Source organism: Pseudomonas sp. TWR1-1-4 (assembly GCF_049897165.1).
GTDB classification, from domain to species: domain Bacteria; phylum Pseudomonadota; class Gammaproteobacteria; order Pseudomonadales; family Pseudomonadaceae; genus Aquipseudomonas; species Aquipseudomonas canadensis.
This window is the reverse complement of sequence record NZ_JAFCVS010000003.1, coordinates 757044-774409: the sequence shown is the minus strand read 5'-3', so window position 1 is coordinate 774409 and position 17366 is coordinate 757044. Positions and strand designations below refer to the sequence as shown.

Genomic DNA, 17366 nt, shown 5'->3' with positions numbered 1-17366 from the left:
GCCGTCAGCGCAACAAGTTTCATGCCAGCTCAGACCTTTTCGTCGAACAACACGTGGCTGGCAGTCGCCAGGCTCTGTGCCAACTTCAAGGCAGTTTCCGACGGGATCTGGCGGATCACCTCACCACTCTCAGTGGCGATAACCTTGACCACAACCCGATGGGTGGAATCATCAATGGAAAAATCCAGTTTGCGCTGGGCCGCCTGTACGAATTCTCGAATATCCGTGACTGCTTTTTCCAGGTCAGCCCGCTCAGGCTCACCGGCGGTCGGCGCAATCGCTTCGACCCTGGTTTTGTCATTGTCCGCAACAGCCGGGGCGGGTGCGCTTTGAGGTGCAACCGGTGGATAAGACGAGGCCAGCTTTACACTCATATCCATGTCCAATCTCCTCTAAAACCGAAAAAACGAAAGGGCACGTAAACGCGCCCTTCCGTCAGTGACCAAGCGCTGTTATTACTGAAGCAGCTTCAGTACAGCGGATGGCAGTTGGTTGGCTTGCGACAGGATCGCGGTAGCAGCCGACTGCAGGGTTTGTTGCTTGGTCAGCTCGGCTGTTTCAGCAGCGAAGTCTGTGTCTTGTACAGTAGAACGTGCAGCGGTGGAGTTCTTCTGAATGTTGGTCAGGTTGTCTACAGTTGTGGTCAGACGGTTCTGAACAGCACCCAGGCCCGAACGTACGCTGTCGATGCCGCCGATGGCTTTGTCGATTACAGCGATGGCGGACTGTGCGTTGAAGGCACTGGTCACATCGGTTTGAGCGACAGAGGTCTTGGCCGAAGCAGCGGCAGTGCCGGTAGCAGCGAACAGACCGGTTACACCAGCGCCGTTCAGAGCGTAGCCTTTGGACGAATCCAGGTTCACCGCGCCAGTGGCTTTCAAGCCGTTGGCAATGGCGACGGCGCTACCGTAGGCACCGCTACCATCTTTGGTAGCAACAGTGATCGAACCAGCGGCGGTTGCAGCGCTGAACTCGAGGTTTTCACCGGAGTCGGATTTAACCGACAGGCTTTGCTTGGCTTCGTCAAAGTTAACGCTAATACCCAGTTTGGCAGCGTTAGACTTCAGTTGGTCAGCCAGGCTAGCGGTATCGGTCACGCCGGTGAAGGTGGTGGTTTGGCCACCAACGGTCATCGAGAAAGTGGCCGGTGCAGTCTTGGCAGCAGCGCCGACTACAAACTGAGCTTCAGTGCTAGCGGAAGCGCTCAGGCCACCTACAGCGCCGTTCAATTGGCTGGCAATCGTTTTAGCCGAGCTGCCGGCAGCTACGGTTACGCTGTTGGTCTGGCCGTTACCGGTGATACCGATCACGCCGCCAGCAACACCCGAAGCGCTAGGTGCAACACCAACGCTCTTGATTTGCTGCGAACCAATGTTGTTGGCTGCAACGTTGTCCAGGGACAGGTTGATGGTTTCGTTAGCGTTGGCGCCAACCTGGATAGCTTTGGTGCCGTACGAACCGTCCAGCAGTTTCTGGCCACCGAAAGTAGTGGTCTGCGAGATACGGGTCAGTTCCGAAGTCAGCGCTTGGTATTCTTCCTGGTTGGAAGTACGGTCAGCGTCGCTCAGGGAGCCGGTAGCCGAGGACAGAGCCAGGGTACGCATTTTTTGCAGGATGTCGGTCGATGCCTGCATTGCGCCTTCAGCGGTTTGCGCGATGGAGATGCCATCGTTGGCGTTCTTGACTGCCTGGCCCAGGCCGTTGATCTGGCTGGTCAAGCGGTTGGAGATCTGCAGGCCCGAAGCGTTGTCTTTAGCGCTGTTGATGCTCAGACCAGTGGACAGACGCTGCATGGAGGTTTGCAGCGAGTTGGCCGCTTTGCCAAGGCCGTTCTGGGTAGTGATGGAAGCAATGTTAGTGTTTACTGTTAAAGCCATGACGAAATCCTCGTTGGATGGATACTGCGGCTTCCGGCCCTGGCAACCGCCGGGTGTGGCCTGAGAACCTACGTAATAGTTATCGTCGTGCTAGCCGGTTGCTTGAGGATTTTTTTTGATTTTTTTACTGGCGCCGTGCCACCCCTTGCAATTCAAGGGTTTACGCGGGCCCCAAACCCCGTTTTCATTGGGTTTTCTGGCGCCAAATAAAAAACGCCGAGGCTCTTTCGAACCTCGGCGTTTTTTATTGAAGCTATCAAGGCATCAAGGGCGATAGAGAATCGCCGAGCCCCACGACAGGCCCACACCAAAACCGCTGATTGCTACGCGCTTCCAGGTAGCGTCCATCACGTGCTTTTCCAGCAGCAGCGGAATACTCGACGACACAGTATTACCAGTCTCGACCATGTCCTTGATGAACTTGTCCACCGGTGCATCTTCAAAACGACGCGCCACAGCGTCGACAATCGCCGCACTGCCCTGGTGGATGCAGAACGCATCGATCTCATCGGCCTTGAGATCCGACTCATTGAGCAGCTCATGCAAATGCGCCGGCACCTTGAGCAGGGCGAAGTTGAATACCTGGCGGCCGTTCATGAAGAACACGCCATCACTGACCTTCAGGTGCGGCGCACCGGAACCGTCGGTGCCGAACTTCGACTTGCCCAGCAACCACGGCGCATCTTCGCCCATCCAGGTGGCAGTAGCAGCATCGCCAAACAGCATGGTGGTGTTGCGATCTTCCGGGTCGACGATCTTGGAGTACGGGTCAGCGGTGATCAGCAGGCCGTTTTTCAGGCCCGCGGCTTCCATGAAGCCCTTCAGCGCATAGATGCCGTAGACGTAACCGGAACAACCCAGGGAGATATCAAAGGCCGCGACGTGGGTCGGCAGGCCGAGCTTGTCCTGGACGATGGCCGCCGTGTGGGGCAAGCCCTCTTCATCACCGTTCTGGGTGACGACGATCAGCGCGTCAATGGATTCGCGTTTCAAATCCGGGTTGTTGGCAAACAAAGCGTTGACCGCCTCGACACACAGATCGGAGGTTTCCTGCGCGGCTTCCTTGCGCGGCAGGAACGCCGAACCGATCTTGCCAATGATGAATTCTTCATCCTTGGCGAATTTGGCACCCTGGGCGTAGTTATCGATCCCGTCTGCCGGCACGTAACTGGCGATGCTTTTTATGCCAATCATTGTGGCTTCCCAATACTAAATAGCTGGAGAACACCCCTGGGCCACGCCCGGAGTGCTGACAATAAAGGGGATAACCCCATAAAAATCTCGCTGAAAGCCGTCTCGCAAGGACCCTGTGACGACTTATCCTTTTCACACGATACAGTGAAGATGCGCTTTATGACTCACAGGTCACTCAATTTTGTGTGCTTTATGCAAAACCTTCAAACAATTAAATCCCGGAAACGACAACGGCCCGCCCTGTTTCCAGGGCGGGCCGCTTGACGTAAAGCTATTTACATCTTGTTGAACAGGCTCAACTGCGAGATTTTCACGAAGGCCAACTGGGACGCCTGCAGCATGGTTTGCTGCAAGGTCAAGTTGATCGCGGCTTGAGCTGTATCGATATTGCCCAGATCACTCATGGTGCTGGTGTTAGCCAGGCCGATACTGGTGTTCTCGCTGGTCTGAATATCCAGTGCATTCTGCCGGGCGCCAATGGATCCACGCACATTGTCGACCTGTGTACGGGTATTGCCAAAGTTGGCGATGGAAGCATCCAGGGCATCCTTGAGCTTGACCATCGCCGCCGGATTACCGTCGGCCGGTTGCTCCAGGGCATGACGCAATTGGCTGAGGGTATCCAGCGCATTCTGAGTCTTCTGCGTCGTTGCAGCGACTGCAAACTGATCTCCGCTTTGAGGTGTACCGCTGACATCAAACGTCACCCCGGCAGCCGTGACCGTCGTGCCGCCGCCCGTATCACCTGTGGCAATGGCTTTACTGTCAGCCGTGTAGGGCTGGGCATATACCTCGTACGCAGTACCGGAGGTGAATTTGATCACCGCACCGCTGTTCGCCGGGAATGTGCTGGCATACGCCGCCTGATTGGTCACCGAGGCATTGGTCAACTGCGCAGTGGATGGGTTACTTGGGGTACGCGACACACTGAATGTGTCCGGCTTGGCGGCCAGGCTGAAAGAACGGTCCTTGACCATTGCATCCGCGTTCGGCCCCGGCGCAACATCCTTGAGGTCCAACGTGATATCGAACTTCACGCCACGCAGGTTCACGCTGGCACCGCCTTCCTTGGTGGAGTCGAACGTACCATTACCCGGTATTTCCGAGGTAATGTCGTTACCGTTCTTATCGGAGACCTTGTATTGCGTGCTGCTGGTAAAGGTCAACTTGTAAGGTTGGCCGTCGGCAAATTGCTTGGTGTATTCAGTGCCCGATGTCACCAAGCCTGCCGACAATGAGACTTTATTGTCGTTCGGCACTGGCGCCGTCGCAGGCGGGACGATCGGTGGTGCTATCCAGGTAGCCTGGGTGCGCCCCGAATTCGCCGCCCCCCCAATGATGCTCTTGCCGGTATCGCCCGCCTGGATCTTCAGCGTATCCGAAACCTGCAGGCTGAGCGCAGTCTCGTCCCCTTGATAACTATAGGTGCCATCGCTGTTGCGGCTATAAGGTGGGGTCGCCGTCTTGGACCCGGAGAACAGATAGTTGCCCGACGCATCCTTGCTGTTGAGCAAGCCCAGCACCTGATCCTCTATCGCACCGATTTCACCGGCAATTGACTTGCGATCGGCATCGCTCAGCGAGCCGCCCGCACGCAAGGCCAGCTCACTGGCTTTCTGCAGCGCGTCGTTGATCGAACCGAGCACGCTTTCTTCGTTGGTCAGCGAGTTCTTCAAGCTGGTGATGTTGCCGTTGAACTGGCCCAACATGTCTTTCTGTTGCTGCAGCATCAACAGACGCGCAGCCGCCACGGGATCATCAGCGGCGGTTTCCACACGCACACCCGTACTGGCCTGGTTCTGGGCCTTCACGACGCTTGAGTAGTTATCCGAATACTTGGCGGAAGTGGTTTCGAAGTATTGTGCTGTGGAAATGCGCATCGTCCCTGGCTCCCTTAAAGACTATTGATCAGCGTACTGAAGGTTTCTTGCGCAGCTTTGATGATCTGCGACGACGCGGTGTAGTACTGCTGGAACTTGATCATGTCGCCCGCTTCTTCATCCAGGTTGACCTGGGATACCGAGTTGCGTGCGTCCTGGTTGGCCTTGAGCAGTGCGCCCGTAGCGGTGGTGTCGGTAATGCCCGAAGCAGCCTTGGCACCGACGGTCGATACCAACCGGCTGTTAGCCGCCACCAGGCTCACACCGCCGCCGCTACCATCTGCCAGGCCGACGGTGGCCTTGGTCTGCAGGTCAAGCAGCGCCTGGGCGTTACGGTTATCCGACTTGCCCGAAGCATTGAAAGAAAAAGTCGTGCTGTCGCCATCGGCGGGCGCTCCACTGACAGCGGTATCGAACTTGAAGCTCTTGGCCGGCACCACCAGTGCACCGTTGGCGTCACGCATCGGCACATCAATGGTGATCTTGTTGGTTTGGCCTGGAATGATGCTGCCCGTGCCGATCGGGTTACCTTGGGCGTCGTTGACCGTGTAGGTCTGGGTGCCGTCGGCTGCGGGTTTACCAAACACCATTTTTACCGGCATCGAGTGCTCAATGCCGGTCCGCAGCTGAGCCGTATTGGCGCCACCATGAATATCGATAGGCACCGTCAGGGTTGGCGGCGTGAAGGTGCCGGTACCCTGGTTGGTCTTGCTGCCCTCACCCAGCAACGGCCCGGCGAACGCGATTTTATTCGCATCCTTCAAATCCGTGCCGATGTTGGTGGCGCCGTTGGCGGTAGGGCTGACCTTAAAGCTGTCGCCCGCGGCCATCGGCCCCTTACCGTCCAGGGCCAGGGTAAAACCATCAATCACCGGCGGCGGCGTGGTATTGGTGTCGAACGCGCCCATGGATTTGCCGTCGGAACGCGTGACGGTGTAGTTGTTGCCGCTGGTGAACGTAACTTTATAGTCGTAGGGAGTCAGCTTGCTGGTATCGCTGATGCTCACATTCAGGTTACCGGAGCCCGCACTGTTACCCGCCGCGCCCACGCTACGCTGCGCAATGGCAGCGGCGCTGTTGATGTCCGTGAACAACGACGAACCAAAGTCGCCATTCAGGTCAACGCCCTGACCCAGCTGGCTGTTGATCGTGTCCGCAGTAACAATTGCGATACGCCCCAGGTCATTGATGGCAGGCATCAAGACATCGCTGCGATAACGCAGCAAGCCGCCAATACTGCCGCCGCTGAGTACATTGCCCAGATCCACCGAGGTCCCACCGCCCGCATTGAGCTGGATGGTGTACTGGCTCGGGTCGCTCGAACTCGGCACTGCTGAAATGCTGTTGGATTGATCGCCCAGCACCAGGGACTGGCCTGTGCCGGTACTGACACTGAATACGCCGTTCTTCTCGACGGCAGTGACGCCCACCAGCTCATTCAGCGAGCGTACTGCCTCATTACGCGCATCCAGCAAGTTGGCTGGAGCGCTGTTGCTTGAGCCTTGTGCCTGGGTGATCTGCTTGTTCAGGGAGGCAATCGAAGAGGTCAACTGGTTGACCTGATCGCTCATGGTCTTCAACTGACCGTTGATCGACTCTTTTTGCTGGTTCAGTTGGGTCGAAATCGAGTTGAAACGATTGCTCAACGTCTGGGCACTGGTCAGCAACACCTGCCGCGCGGAAACATCGCTGGGATTTGCCGCAGAGGTCTGCACCGCAGCGAAGAACGCACTGAGTACCGAAGACATGCCGGTGGTCTTATCCGACAGGGTTTTGTCGATGGCGCTGGCCTGGCTCGAATAAGCCTTGGCATCATTGTTGAGCGCCGTGCTGTTCTGGTAGGCCGCGTCGAGGAATTCGTTATAGACCCGGCGCACGTCAGCCAAGGTCGTACCGCTGCCGATGAAAACGCCACCGTACGGGTTTGACGCACTCGCATTCTGAGTGGTCTGCTGGCGCGAGTATCCCGAGGTATTGGCGTTGGCAATGTTGTTACTCAAGACCGACAACGATCCTTGAGCGGAATTGAGTCCTGACATCCCGATACTGAGCAAACTCATGGTTCAGACCTTATAAATGTGTGGTTGCGCCAGCGGCAGCGTAATTCTGGTAACTGTCCATCGTTTTGGCGATCTGCGAAATCTTGCTGGCATAGGCCGGGTCGGTGGCGTAACCGGCTTTTTGCAACTCGCGCACAAACTGTTCCGGGTTGTCGGCCGACTTCACAACTTCTTTATAGCGATCATTGCTTTGCAGCAACGTCACCAGGTCATGGAAGCTGTCCTGATAGGAGTCGTAGGAACGGAACTGTGCCGTCTCCTTGACCATCGCTCCATCACGGAACTCGCTGGTGATCGCACGCGCCTGGCCGCCCTGCCAACTCTGGCCGGCCTTGATGCCGAACAGGTTGTGGCTGCTGCTGCCGTCCTCGGCGCGCATCACCGATTTACCCCAGCCGGTTTCCAGGGCAGCCTGGGCCACCAGGTACTTCGGATCGACACCAATACGCGCGGCGGCTGCCTTGGCCATCGGCAACATGGTGGCGACAAATTCATCCTGCGAACTGAAGGCTTTCTTCGCCGGTGCCAACGGTGGCTGGGCCACGGCGCGGCCGTAGACCTGCATGCGCCCGCTCGGCACGGCGAAGGTGCGCGCCGCACTGTTGACGACGTTGTCGTCAGCGGCGCTGTTACGCAATGGCGCGGCCTTGGCTTCGCCGGTCACCTGGGTGCTTGGCACAATGCCGGCAAGCAGGCGATCAGTCAGCTTGCTCGGTAAGGCGATGCGCCGCTGATTCATCAATTCCATGTCATTGCTATGGGCCGACGGGGCACCCGCCTGTGGCTCAGCCACGCGGTAAGCCCACAGCGGACGCTGGCCATTGGAGCGACCCAAAGGCCCGTCAGCCTGGGTGCCCGCGGCAATTTCTGTCGGCACATCAACTTTCTTCACAGGCTCAGCCGCCGCCGGGCCTTGCAGGGTGGCGGCCTGGGCCTCCACCGGTTTGTTCTTCTGCATCTGGCGCATCAGCACGTCGGCCAAGCCGATACCACCGCCTTCGCGGGACATCGAGACCGCCAGCTGCTGGTCGTACATTTCCTGGTACTGCTTGGCGGCGGGCGTGTTCATCGGGTTGTCCTTGCCCAACGCCTCGGTGGCCGAACGCATGGACTTGAGCATCTCGCTCAGGAACAGCGATTCGAACTCCTGCGCCACCTTGCGCATGTTGCCTTCGCTGTTCTTGTCGGCACCGACCTTGAGCTGGTTAAGCCGGTTCAAATCGGAGTAAGACCCCGAGTCCGCCGTGCTGCTGATGCCGCTCTTGCGCATATCCATGGCCATGGCCTCAGATCACGATCAGGTCGGCTTGTAAGGCGCCGGCCTGCTTCAGTGCTTCAAGAATCGCCATCAAGTCGCCGGGCGCTGCGCCCACCTGGTTCACCGCGCGGACAATCTCATCCAGGGTGGTGCCGGGGCCGAACTTGAACATAGGCTTGGCTTCTTGCTGGGCGTTGACGCGCGAACGCGGCACCACCGCCGTCTGGCCGTTGGACAATGGCCCAGGCTGGCTGACGATCGGGTCTTCGGTGATGGTCACGGTCAGGCTGCCGTGGGTCACCGCTGCTGGCGATACCTTGACGTTCTGACCGATCACGATGGTGCCAGTACGCGAGTTGATGATGACTTTGGCCACGGCCTGGCCTGGGTCGACTTCAAGGTTTTCCAGGATCGACAGGTAATCGACGCGCTGGCTTGGGTCCAGCGGCGCGGTCACACGGATCGAGCCGCCGTCGATGGCCTGGGCCACGCCAGGGCCAAGCATGTCGTTGATCTTGTCGACCACGCGCTTGGCGGTGGTGAAGTCGGAGCGGTTGAGGTTCAGGGTCAGGCTGTTGCCTTGGTTGAAACCGCTTGGCACGGTGCGCTCAACGGTGGCACCACCCGGGATTCGACCGGCCGACGGCACGTTGACGGTGATCTTCGAACCGTCGCGACCTTCGGCGTCAAAACCGCCCACCACCAGGTTGCCCTGGGCAATGGCGTAGACGTTGCCGTCGATACCCTTGAGGGGCGTCATCAGCAAGGTGCCGCCGCGCAGGCTCTTCGAGTTACCGATGGACGACACAGTGATATCCACCACCTGGCCCGGCTTGGAGAACGCCGGCAAGTCAGCACTGATCGACACCGCCGCGACGTTTTTCAACTGCACGTTGCCCGAACCCGCCGGCACCTTGATGCCGAACTGCGAGAGCATGTTGTTGAAGGTCTGCAAGGTGAACGGGGTCTGCGTGGTCTGGTCACCCGTACCGTTGAGCCCCACCACCAGGCCGTATCCGATCAACTGGTTGGAACGCACGCCGGAGATGCTGGCGATGTCCTTCAGGCGTTCGGCCTGGGCGACAGCGCTCAAGGAAAGCAGGAGTGCGGCCGCCATCAGCTGTTTGAAGTTCAAAGTGGCCACCTAGAAAGGGAACAGCGGGCTAAGGAAGAAACGGTCGAACCAGCCCGGCTGGCTTGCATCAGCGAACGAACCTGTACCCGAGTAGGTGATGCGCGCATCGGCAATCCGCGTCGACGGCACCGTGTTGTCAGTGGAGATGTCATCGGCGCGGACCATGCCGGCAATGCGCACCAGCTCGTCGCCGGTGTTGAGGGTCATCCACTTTTCACCGCGCACGGCGATGATGCCGTTGGGCAATACGTCGGCCACGGTCACGGTGATCGAACCGGTCAGGCTGTTGCCCTGCCCTGCCGCGCTCTTGCCGTTGGTGGCACGATCGCCGCTGTAGCCGGCGCTGAGGCTGAGGTCGCCGTCACCCAATGGATTATTGGTGTTGGGCACCGCGCCGAACAACGAGGTCAGGCCGAGGTTGGCCTTGCTGGTCTTGCCGATCTGCGAGTTAGCGTTCTTGCTGGCCTGGGTGCGCTCGTTCAGGGTGATGGTGATGATGTCACCGACCCGAAACGCCTTACGGTCGCTGTACAGGTTCTGTTCGAAACCGGCCTGGTAAATCGAGCCATTGTTGGCGGCCGCTGGCAACGGCGTGCGTGGCAACACCGGCGCGTAGTACGGGTCATTGGGTTTTGGCGTCGGGGCGACACAGCCCGCGAGCACGGCAATCCCACTCAATGCCAGAACAGAAACATAGCGATTCATGACCCTTACCTCACGGTGTTGCAGGCGCCTCAAGAGCGCCCCATAGACTTGATTACAGATTCTGCGTTACGAACGAAAGCATCTGGTCGGCGGTGGAGATCACCTTGGAGTTCATCTCGTAGGCGCGCTGGGTGGTGATCATGTTGACCATCTCCTCGACCGTGCTCACGTTGGAGGTTTCCAGGGTGCTTTGCAGCGTGGTGCCGAAACCGTTCAAGCCAGGGGTGCCGATTTGCGGCGCGCCGCTGGAGGCGGTTTCCAGGAACAGGTTGTTGCCCATGGCTTGCAGGCCGGCCGGGTTGATGAAGTCGGCGGTCTGCAGGTTGCCGATCACTTGCGACGCGGGGTTGCCGGCCACGGTGATGGACACGGTGCCGTCGTTGCCGACGGTGAAGGTCTTGGCGTCTGCGGGGACGACCACGGCCGGTTCCAGGGCAAAGCCGTTGGCGGTGACGATCTGGCCGTTGGAATCCAGGTGGAACGTACCGTCACGGGTGTAGGACGTGGTGCCATCCGGTTGCAGGATCTGGAAGAAACCACGGCCATTGATGGCCATGTCCAGCGGCTGGCCGGTCTGTTGCAGGTTACCGGCGCTGAAGTTCTTCTGGGTGCCGACGATCTGCACACCGGTACCCAATTGCAGGCCCGACGGCAGTTCGCTGTCCTGGGTCGACTGGGCGCCCGGCTGCTTCTTGATCTGATAGAGCAAGTCCTGGAACTCGGCACGGTCACGTTTGAAGCCCGTGGTCGACACGTTGGCCAAGTTGTTGGAAATAGTGGTCAGGTTGGTGTCCTGGGCGGACAAACCTGTTTTGGCAACCCATAGAGCCGGAAGCATGCTGTTCTCCTTCGTGCGCCTGTTTGTTGGCGCTGCATCGCAAAATTAGTGGGTGGGCTGCAATCAGCTCATCTGCATGACGCGCGTCATGGCTTGGTCGTCTTCCTTGGCGCTGTTCATCATCTTGATGTGCAGCTCGAACTGCTTGGAAAGCGCCAGCACCGCGGTCATTTCTTCCACCGCGTTGACGTTGCTCGCCTGCAGGAAGCCCGAGGTCAGCGTGACCGTCGCGTCAGCCTGGGCCGGCTGGCCATCCTTGGTGTGGATAGTGCCGTCGAGGCCTTTATTCATGTTCTTCAGGTCCGGTTGGACCAGCTTGATGCGGTCCACTTCAGCCATCACGCGCGGGCCTTCACCCATGGCACGAATGCTGATGGTGCCGTCGGCACCCACTTCAATTTTCTGCTGGGGCGGCACGGCAATCGGACCACCATTGCCCATGATCGGCATGCCGTTGCCGGCGCGCAGCACGCCCAATGCATCGACGTTCATGCTCGCGCTGCGCACGTAGGCTTCGCTGCCGTCCGGGGTCTGCACGGCCATCCAGCCATTACCGCTGACGGCGACGTCCAGGTCACGGCCGGTCTCGATCATCGCGCCAGGAGAAAAGTCAGTGCCCGGGCGCTCAGTCAAGGCAAACGCCCGCGCCGGAAAGCTGTCACCGAACACCGGCATCGAACGTGCCTGCTCCAGGTCACGTTGGAAACCATTGGTGGAAATGTTCGCCAGGTTGTTGGCATGGGCCTTCTGCGCCAGAGCATTCTGGCTGGCGCCGGTCATTGCCACATAAAGGTACTTGTCCACGCTCTTTCCTCTTTCTGACGGACGCTTGCCGCCCACCGCTGTACTGATGAGGCTTAAGCAATTTGCGAACCAACTTTTGAAAAGAAGGTGAAGTACAGGCGGGGCGGGGGTTTGCCGTGAGGTGGAGAGATTTCTGGATTGAGCGCGAGTCGAAAAAACGGCGGACTACTGCCGCCTGCGGCAAACACATGTCTGGAAAACGACGAAGATCCGATTTGGGAGCGGGCTTGCTCACGAATGCGGTGGTTCACTCACTCATGTGATGAATGACACACCGCATTCGCGAGCAAGCCCGCTCCCGCATTTTGACCGCGTAGTGTCCGCGAATTATTTATCGGTCTTCAGGATTTCGTAATCGCGCAGTTTATTGGCGATGGTGGTGTGGGATACCCCCAGTCGCCTACCCAACTGCCGGCTGCTGGAATGCTCAGCGTACAAGACTTCCAACACCGCCTTCTCAAACCGCCCGACGATGTCATCCAGGCCACCCTCCAGCGAGAAATCGCCAAGCGGCTGACGCACGCCGTAATCCGGCAACCGGATATGTTCGGCCTTGACAGTCCCGCCGTCACATAACGACACCGCCTGGAACAACACGTTTTCCAACTGCCGTACGTTGCCCGGCCAGTGGTAGTGGCTCAGGCGATCCATGGCTGCTGGCGCCAGCTTGGGCAACGGGCAGCCGATCTGGCGACTGGCCTGGTCGAGAAAGTGATCAACCAGCGGCGCCAAACCATCGAGGCATTCGCGCAGCGGTGGAATATGTAGCGACAGCACGTTGAGGCGGTGATAAAGGTCCTGGCGGAATTCGCCACGGGCACACAGCTCGGACAAGTCCACCTGGGTCGCGCAGATCACGCGCACGTCCAGGTACACCTCTTCATCGCTGCCTACGCGTCGGAAGCATCCATCCTGCAAAAAACGCAGCAACTTCACCTGTAGCCGCGCGCTCATCTCCCCGACACCATCGAGAAACAACGTACCGCCCGCCGTCAGTTCCAATAGCCCCAACTTGCCTTCGGCCCGTGCGCCTTCGAATGCGCCGGGACCGTAGCCGAACAGCTCGGTCTCGGCCATCGACTCTGGCAAGCCCGCGCAATTAAGCGCCATCAACGGCGATTGCCCACGCGGGCTGGCCAAGTGACAGGCGCGCGCCAGCAGTTCCTTGCCGGTGCCGGTTTCGCCTTCTATTAATAGAGGCGCATCCAGCGGCGCCATGCGTCGGGCTTCGCGCACCACGGCGGCCATGACTTTGGAGCTTTGGAAGATGCTGTCAAAGCCACGCAGCTCCTGCTTGCGCACGTTGTAGATGCGCTCACCGACGCGGTCGGCGCGGTGCAGGGTCAGCACGGCACCGGCCATGGCCTCGCTGTCATCATGCTCGGAGGATTGCAGCGGCGCGATGTCCGCCAAGAACACGTCGCCCTTGACCTTGACCCGCAGACCGTTGATCCGCGATTTGCTCGCGCGCACCAGTTCCGGCAAGTCGAAGTCCTCGGCATACCGCGACAACGGAATGCCCGGCACCTCATCCACCCGTACCCCGAGCAACTGCGCCGCCGCGCGGTTGGCGGCGACGATAGAGCCGCCCATATCGATGGACAGTACCGGGAACTCCAGCGCGCCGAGCAGTGCATTGAGCTCCATATGCCGACGCTCACTGGGCATCAGCCCTACCCTTTTGACGCCGAACACTCCGGCAATCGCCTCGAACTGCGGGCGCAGCGCCTGGAACTGCATGTTCACCAGATTCGGGCAAAACAGGTAGATGGCATTGCCATGCTCACCGCCGACCTCGCCCTTGGCGACGTTGACACCGTATTCCACCAACAGGTTGAGGATGTCCCGCAGGATGCCGATGCGGTTCTGGCAGTGCACTTTGATACGCATGAAGAGGCCCGAAAAGTGGGGGGGCGCCGCGTCTTTTTGTCGCTGGGCGCAGATAGTCGTCAAGATTATGTGACAGCTTGCAGGCTTTTCCCAGCCCAATGCAGCGGCCAGCCTCACAAGCGTAACGAATACTTTACGAAAAATGGTAAGTTTTCCTACGCAGCGCCGTTTTAAACGAGTGGAATCCGGCCGCGCACGGGTTATCAATAAGCTCATCGCAGGACATAACAAGAACGAATGCCTAGCAGGAGAGCCGTATGAAGCAGACGCAGTACGTGGCCCGCGAGCCCGATGCGCAAGGTTTTATCCACTACTCGCCGGAAGAACATGCGGTGTGGAACACCCTGATCACTCGCCAGTTGAAAGTGATCGAGGGTCGCGCCTGCCAGGAATACCTGGATGGCATCGACAAGCTCGGCCTGCCCCATGACCGCATCCCGCAATTGGGCGAGATCAACCAGGTGCTGGCCGAAACCACCGGCTGGCAAGTCGCCCGTGTGCCGGCGCTGATCCCCTTCCAGACGTTCTTCGAGTTGCTGGCCAACAAGCAGTTTCCAGTGGCGACGTTTATCCGCACCCGCGAAGAACTGGACTACCTGCAAGAGCCGGACATTTTCCATGAGATCTTCGGCCACTGCCCGCTGCTGACCAATCCTTGGTTCGCCGAATTCACCCACACCTACGGCAAGCTCGGCCTGGCGGCCACCAAGGAGCAACGCGTGTACCTGGCGCGCCTGTACTGGATGACCATCGAGTTCGGCCTGGTGGACACGCCCGAAGGTCGGCGCATCTACGGTGGCGGCATTCTGTCGTCGCCCAAGGAGACGGTGTACAGCCTGTCGTCCGAGCCCGAACACCAGGTGTTCGATCCACTGGAGGCGATGCGCACGCCGTATCGCATCGACATCCTGCAACCGCTGTACTTCGTCCTCCCCAACCTCAAGCGCCTGTTCGAAGTGGCCCAGGAAGACATCATGGGCATGGTGGAGCGCGGGATGCAGCTGGGTTTGCATGCCCCGAAGTTTCCCCCAAAACCCAAAGCTGCGTGAACCTTACATCTTGAGGCCAGGTGAGTCTGTTCCCTGGCCGCGCGTTGCTTTAGGGTGACGCTACTGATCTTCAAACACTCGAATTCAGGACACCATCATGACCACCTTGAACCAAGCCCACTGCGAAGCCTGCCGTGCCGATGCCCCTCAAGTCAGCGACGAAGAACTGCCGGTACTGCTCAAGCAGATCCCCGACTGGAACATCGAAGTCCGTGACGGTGTGATGCAACTGGAGAAGGTCTTCCTGTTCAAGAACTTCAAATTCGCCCTGGCCTTCACCAACGCCATGGGTGAAATCTCCGAAGCCGAAGGCCATCACCCAGGCCTGCTCACCGAGTGGGGCAAGGTCACCGTGACTTGGTGGAGCCATTCCATCAAGGGCCTGCACCGCAACGACTTCATCATGGCCGCGCGCACCGACGAAGTGGCCAAGGACGCCGAGGGCCGCAAGTAATGCATTTCGATGCCATTGGCCGCGTACCCGGCGACCCAATCCTCGGGCTGATGGACCTGTACGCCCAGGATGCCAACCCGAATAAATTCGACCTCGGCGTGGGTGTCTATAAGGACGACCAAGGCCTGACGCCAATTCCACACTCGGTGAAACTGGCCGAACAGCGCCTGGTGGACACACAAACCACCAAGACCTACATCGGCGGCCACGGCAACGCCGCGTTCGGAAAGCTGATCAGCGAGCTGGTACTCGGCGCGGACTCCGCGCTGATCCGCGAGCGACGTGCCGGCGCCACCCAGACCCCAGGCGGCACCGGCGCCCTGCGCCTGAGCGCCGACTTCATCGCGCACAACCTGCCTGGTCGCGGCGTGTGGCTGAGCAACCCGACCTGGCCAATCCACGAAACGATCTTTGCCAAGGCCGGGATCCCGGTGAGTCATTACCCTTACGTGGGCGCTGACAACCGCCTGGATGTGGCGGCGATGCTCGCCACCCTGTCCAGCGTGCCCAAGGGCGACGTGGTGCTGCTGCACGCCTGCTGCCATAACCCGACCGGTTTCGACCTGTCCCAGGACGACTGGCGCCAGGTGCTGCAGATCGTGCGCGAGCGCCAGTTGCTGCCACTGATCGACTTCGCCTACCAAGGCTTTGGCGATGGTTTGGAGCAGGATGCCTGGGCGGTGCGGCTGTTTGCGGCCGAGTTGCCGGAAGTGCTGGTCACCAGTTCGTGCTCGAAGAACTTCGGCCTGTACAGCGACCGTGTCGGCGCGTTGATCGTGTGCGCGGCGGATGCCGAGAAACTGACGGATGTGCGCAGCCAACTGGCCAACACGGCGCGCAACCTGTGGTCGACGCCCCCGGACCATGGTGCTGCGGTAGTGGCGACCATCCTGGGCGATGCCGAGCTGAAAACGCTATGGAGCGACGAGGTCGAAGCCATGCGCTCGCGGATCGCACACCTGCGTTCGGGCTTGGTTGAGGCGTTGGCGCCACACGGTCTGTCGGAGCGGTTTGCGCATATCGGGGCGCAGCGTGGGATGTTCTCCTACACCGGCTTGAGTGCCGAACAGGTCAAGCAACTGCGCGAGAAACACAGCGTATACATGGTGAGTTCGGGGCGGGCTAACGTGGCGGGGGCTGATGCCACGCGGTTGACGCTACTTGCCGAAGCCATCGCCGACGTTTGCCGCGACTGACACCTCACCCTGTAGGAGCCGGCTTGCCGGCGATGGCGCCCTCAACATTGCCATCGCCGGCAAGCCGGCTCCTACGAGGGAGGTTGTGTTTCAGCCAGCAACCATTTCGGCTTTGAGCTGCGCCTCCTTGGCCTGCGCATCCGCCAACCGATATAACTCGATACTCCCATCCCAGTGCTCGATCAACGCTGTGCACGACTCCACCCAATCTCCGCAGTTGAGGTAATCCACCTCGCCCACCTTGCGAATCTCCGCATGGTGGATATGCCCGCACACCACACCATGCAACTCGCGCTTGGTCACCTCATGGGCGATGGCTTCTTCAAAATCGCTGATGAAGTTCACGGCCGTCTTGACCTTGTGCTTGAGGTACGCCGACAGCGACCAATAGCCATAGCCGTAGCGCGCACGCCAGTGGTTCAGCCAGCGGTTCAGCGTGAGGGTGAACTCGTAGGCCGAGTCACCCAGGAACGCCAGCCAGCGGTGGTAGCGGGTGATCACGTCGAACTGATCGCCATGAATCACCAACAGATGCCGGCCATCGGCAGTCACGTGCACCGCTTCGTCCACCAGTTGGATATTGCCCAGGATCAACTTGGAATAACGGCGCAGGAACTCGTCATGGTTGCCGGTGACATAGATCACCTCGGTGCCGCGCTTGGCCATGGTCAGCAGGCGGCGGATCACGTTGGTATGGGCCTGGGGCCAATACATGCCGCCACGCAGTTTCCAGCCGTCGATGATGTCACCGACCAGGTAGACCTTGTCCGCGTGATAGCCCTTGAGGAACTGCGATAAATGTTCGGCCTGGCAATCCCGGGTGCCCAGGTGCACATCGGAAATCCACAGGGTACGAACCCGTTGCTTGCGGCTGGGCTTGGCGAACTCGGCACTGGTCATGGGCATCCCTCGACGGTGTTTTCGCGAGCTTGCGCCCTGGCGATTAATAGCCCATGACAACTGTGCGTCAGTCTGATGACAGCGCTCAGGGCCCGCAAACCGTTGTAGACTGCCAGCTTGCCGCCC

General features: G+C 59.5%; 15 protein-coding genes. 3 read left to right on the top strand and 12 right to left on the bottom strand.

Features of this window, described 5'->3' with window-relative positions:
- Positions 1 to 29: 29 nt before the first annotated feature.
- The 11 genes from ACP7C6_RS11980 to ACP7C6_RS11930 all read right to left on the bottom strand — a co-directional run bounded on the left by ACP7C6_RS11980 (position 30) and on the right by ACP7C6_RS11930 (position 13641).
- Entirely contained in the window at positions 30 to 380 is a 351-nt protein-coding gene (locus ACP7C6_RS11980) for a flagellar protein FlaG (protein WP_426108776.1), read from the bottom strand.
- Between the two features lie 75 nt (positions 381 to 455).
- Positions 456 to 1877, bottom strand: a complete 1422-nt coding sequence (locus ACP7C6_RS11975) for a flagellin (protein ID WP_222540187.1) — start codon at positions 1875 to 1877, stop codon at positions 456 to 458.
- A 264-nt stretch (positions 1878 to 2141) separates the two neighbouring features.
- Positions 2142 to 3071 carry a ketoacyl-ACP synthase III gene (locus ACP7C6_RS11970; protein ID WP_426108775.1) on the bottom strand — a complete coding sequence of 310 codons (930 nt, stop codon included), beginning with the start codon at positions 3069 to 3071 and terminating at the stop codon, positions 2142 to 2144.
- A gap of 275 nt (positions 3072 to 3346) precedes the next feature.
- Positions 3347 to 4951, bottom strand: coding sequence for a flagellar hook-associated protein 3 (locus tag ACP7C6_RS11965; RefSeq protein WP_222540188.1), 1605 nt, complete (start codon positions 4949 to 4951; stop codon positions 3347 to 3349).
- A 14-nt stretch (positions 4952 to 4965) separates the two neighbouring features.
- Positions 4966 to 7011, bottom strand: a complete 2046-nt coding sequence (gene flgK / locus ACP7C6_RS11960) for a flagellar hook-associated protein FlgK (RefSeq protein WP_311893325.1) — start codon at positions 7009 to 7011, stop codon at positions 4966 to 4968.
- Positions 7012 to 7021: 10 nt separating this feature from the next.
- A complete protein-coding gene (gene flgJ, locus ACP7C6_RS11955; RefSeq protein WP_061449189.1) occupies positions 7022 to 8293 on the bottom strand; it encodes a flagellar assembly peptidoglycan hydrolase FlgJ in 1272 nt (423 codons plus the stop codon).
- 4 nt (positions 8294 to 8297) lie between these two features.
- Entirely contained in the window at positions 8298 to 9386 is a 1089-nt protein-coding gene (locus ACP7C6_RS11950; protein WP_033901075.1) for a flagellar basal body P-ring protein FlgI, read from the bottom strand.
- A gap of 27 nt (positions 9387 to 9413) precedes the next feature.
- Positions 9414 to 10109, bottom strand: coding sequence for a flagellar basal body L-ring protein FlgH (flgH, locus tag ACP7C6_RS11945; RefSeq protein ID WP_028617341.1), 696 nt, complete (start codon positions 10107 to 10109; stop codon positions 9414 to 9416).
- A 52-nt stretch (positions 10110 to 10161) separates the two neighbouring features.
- Positions 10162 to 10947, bottom strand: coding sequence for a flagellar basal-body rod protein FlgG (gene flgG / locus ACP7C6_RS11940; protein ID WP_005790105.1), 786 nt, complete (start codon positions 10945 to 10947; stop codon positions 10162 to 10164).
- Positions 10948 to 11010: 63 nt separating this feature from the next.
- Positions 11011 to 11751: a flagellar basal body rod protein FlgF gene (locus ACP7C6_RS11935; protein ID WP_015885209.1), complete on the bottom strand. Its 741-nt coding sequence runs from the start codon at positions 11749 to 11751 to the stop codon at positions 11011 to 11013.
- Between the two features lie 327 nt (positions 11752 to 12078).
- Complete coding sequence (locus tag ACP7C6_RS11930) at positions 12079 to 13641, bottom strand: sigma-54-dependent transcriptional regulator (protein WP_068937099.1); 1563 nt, start codon at positions 13639 to 13641, stop codon at positions 12079 to 12081.
- Between the two features lie 257 nt (positions 13642 to 13898).
- Here ACP7C6_RS11930 and phhA point away from each other — a divergent pair, with 257 nt between their 5' ends.
- The 3 genes from phhA to ACP7C6_RS11915 all read left to right on the top strand — a co-directional run bounded on the left by phhA (position 13899) and on the right by ACP7C6_RS11915 (position 16340).
- On the top strand, positions 13899 to 14690 hold the full coding sequence (gene phhA, locus ACP7C6_RS11925; protein WP_028617343.1) for a phenylalanine 4-monooxygenase: 792 nt from the start codon (positions 13899 to 13901) through the stop codon (positions 14688 to 14690).
- 97 nt (positions 14691 to 14787) lie between these two features.
- Positions 14788 to 15144 (top strand): 4a-hydroxytetrahydrobiopterin dehydratase, encoded by a 357-nt coding sequence (locus ACP7C6_RS11920; RefSeq protein WP_010208721.1) that lies wholly within the window; start codon positions 14788 to 14790, stop codon positions 15142 to 15144.
- Positions 15144 to 16340 carry an amino acid aminotransferase gene (locus ACP7C6_RS11915; RefSeq protein ID WP_426108774.1) on the top strand — a complete coding sequence of 399 codons (1197 nt, stop codon included), beginning with the start codon at positions 15144 to 15146 and terminating at the stop codon, positions 16338 to 16340. Before ACP7C6_RS11920 ends, ACP7C6_RS11915 begins: the two co-directional genes overlap by 1 nt.
- 90 nt (positions 16341 to 16430) lie before the next feature.
- On the opposite strand, the gene ACP7C6_RS11910 is transcribed toward ACP7C6_RS11915, so the two are convergent.
- A complete protein-coding gene (locus ACP7C6_RS11910; RefSeq protein ID WP_068937101.1) occupies positions 16431 to 17240 on the bottom strand; it encodes a UDP-2,3-diacylglucosamine diphosphatase in 810 nt (269 codons plus the stop codon).
- Positions 17241 to 17366: the final 126 nt, after the last annotated feature.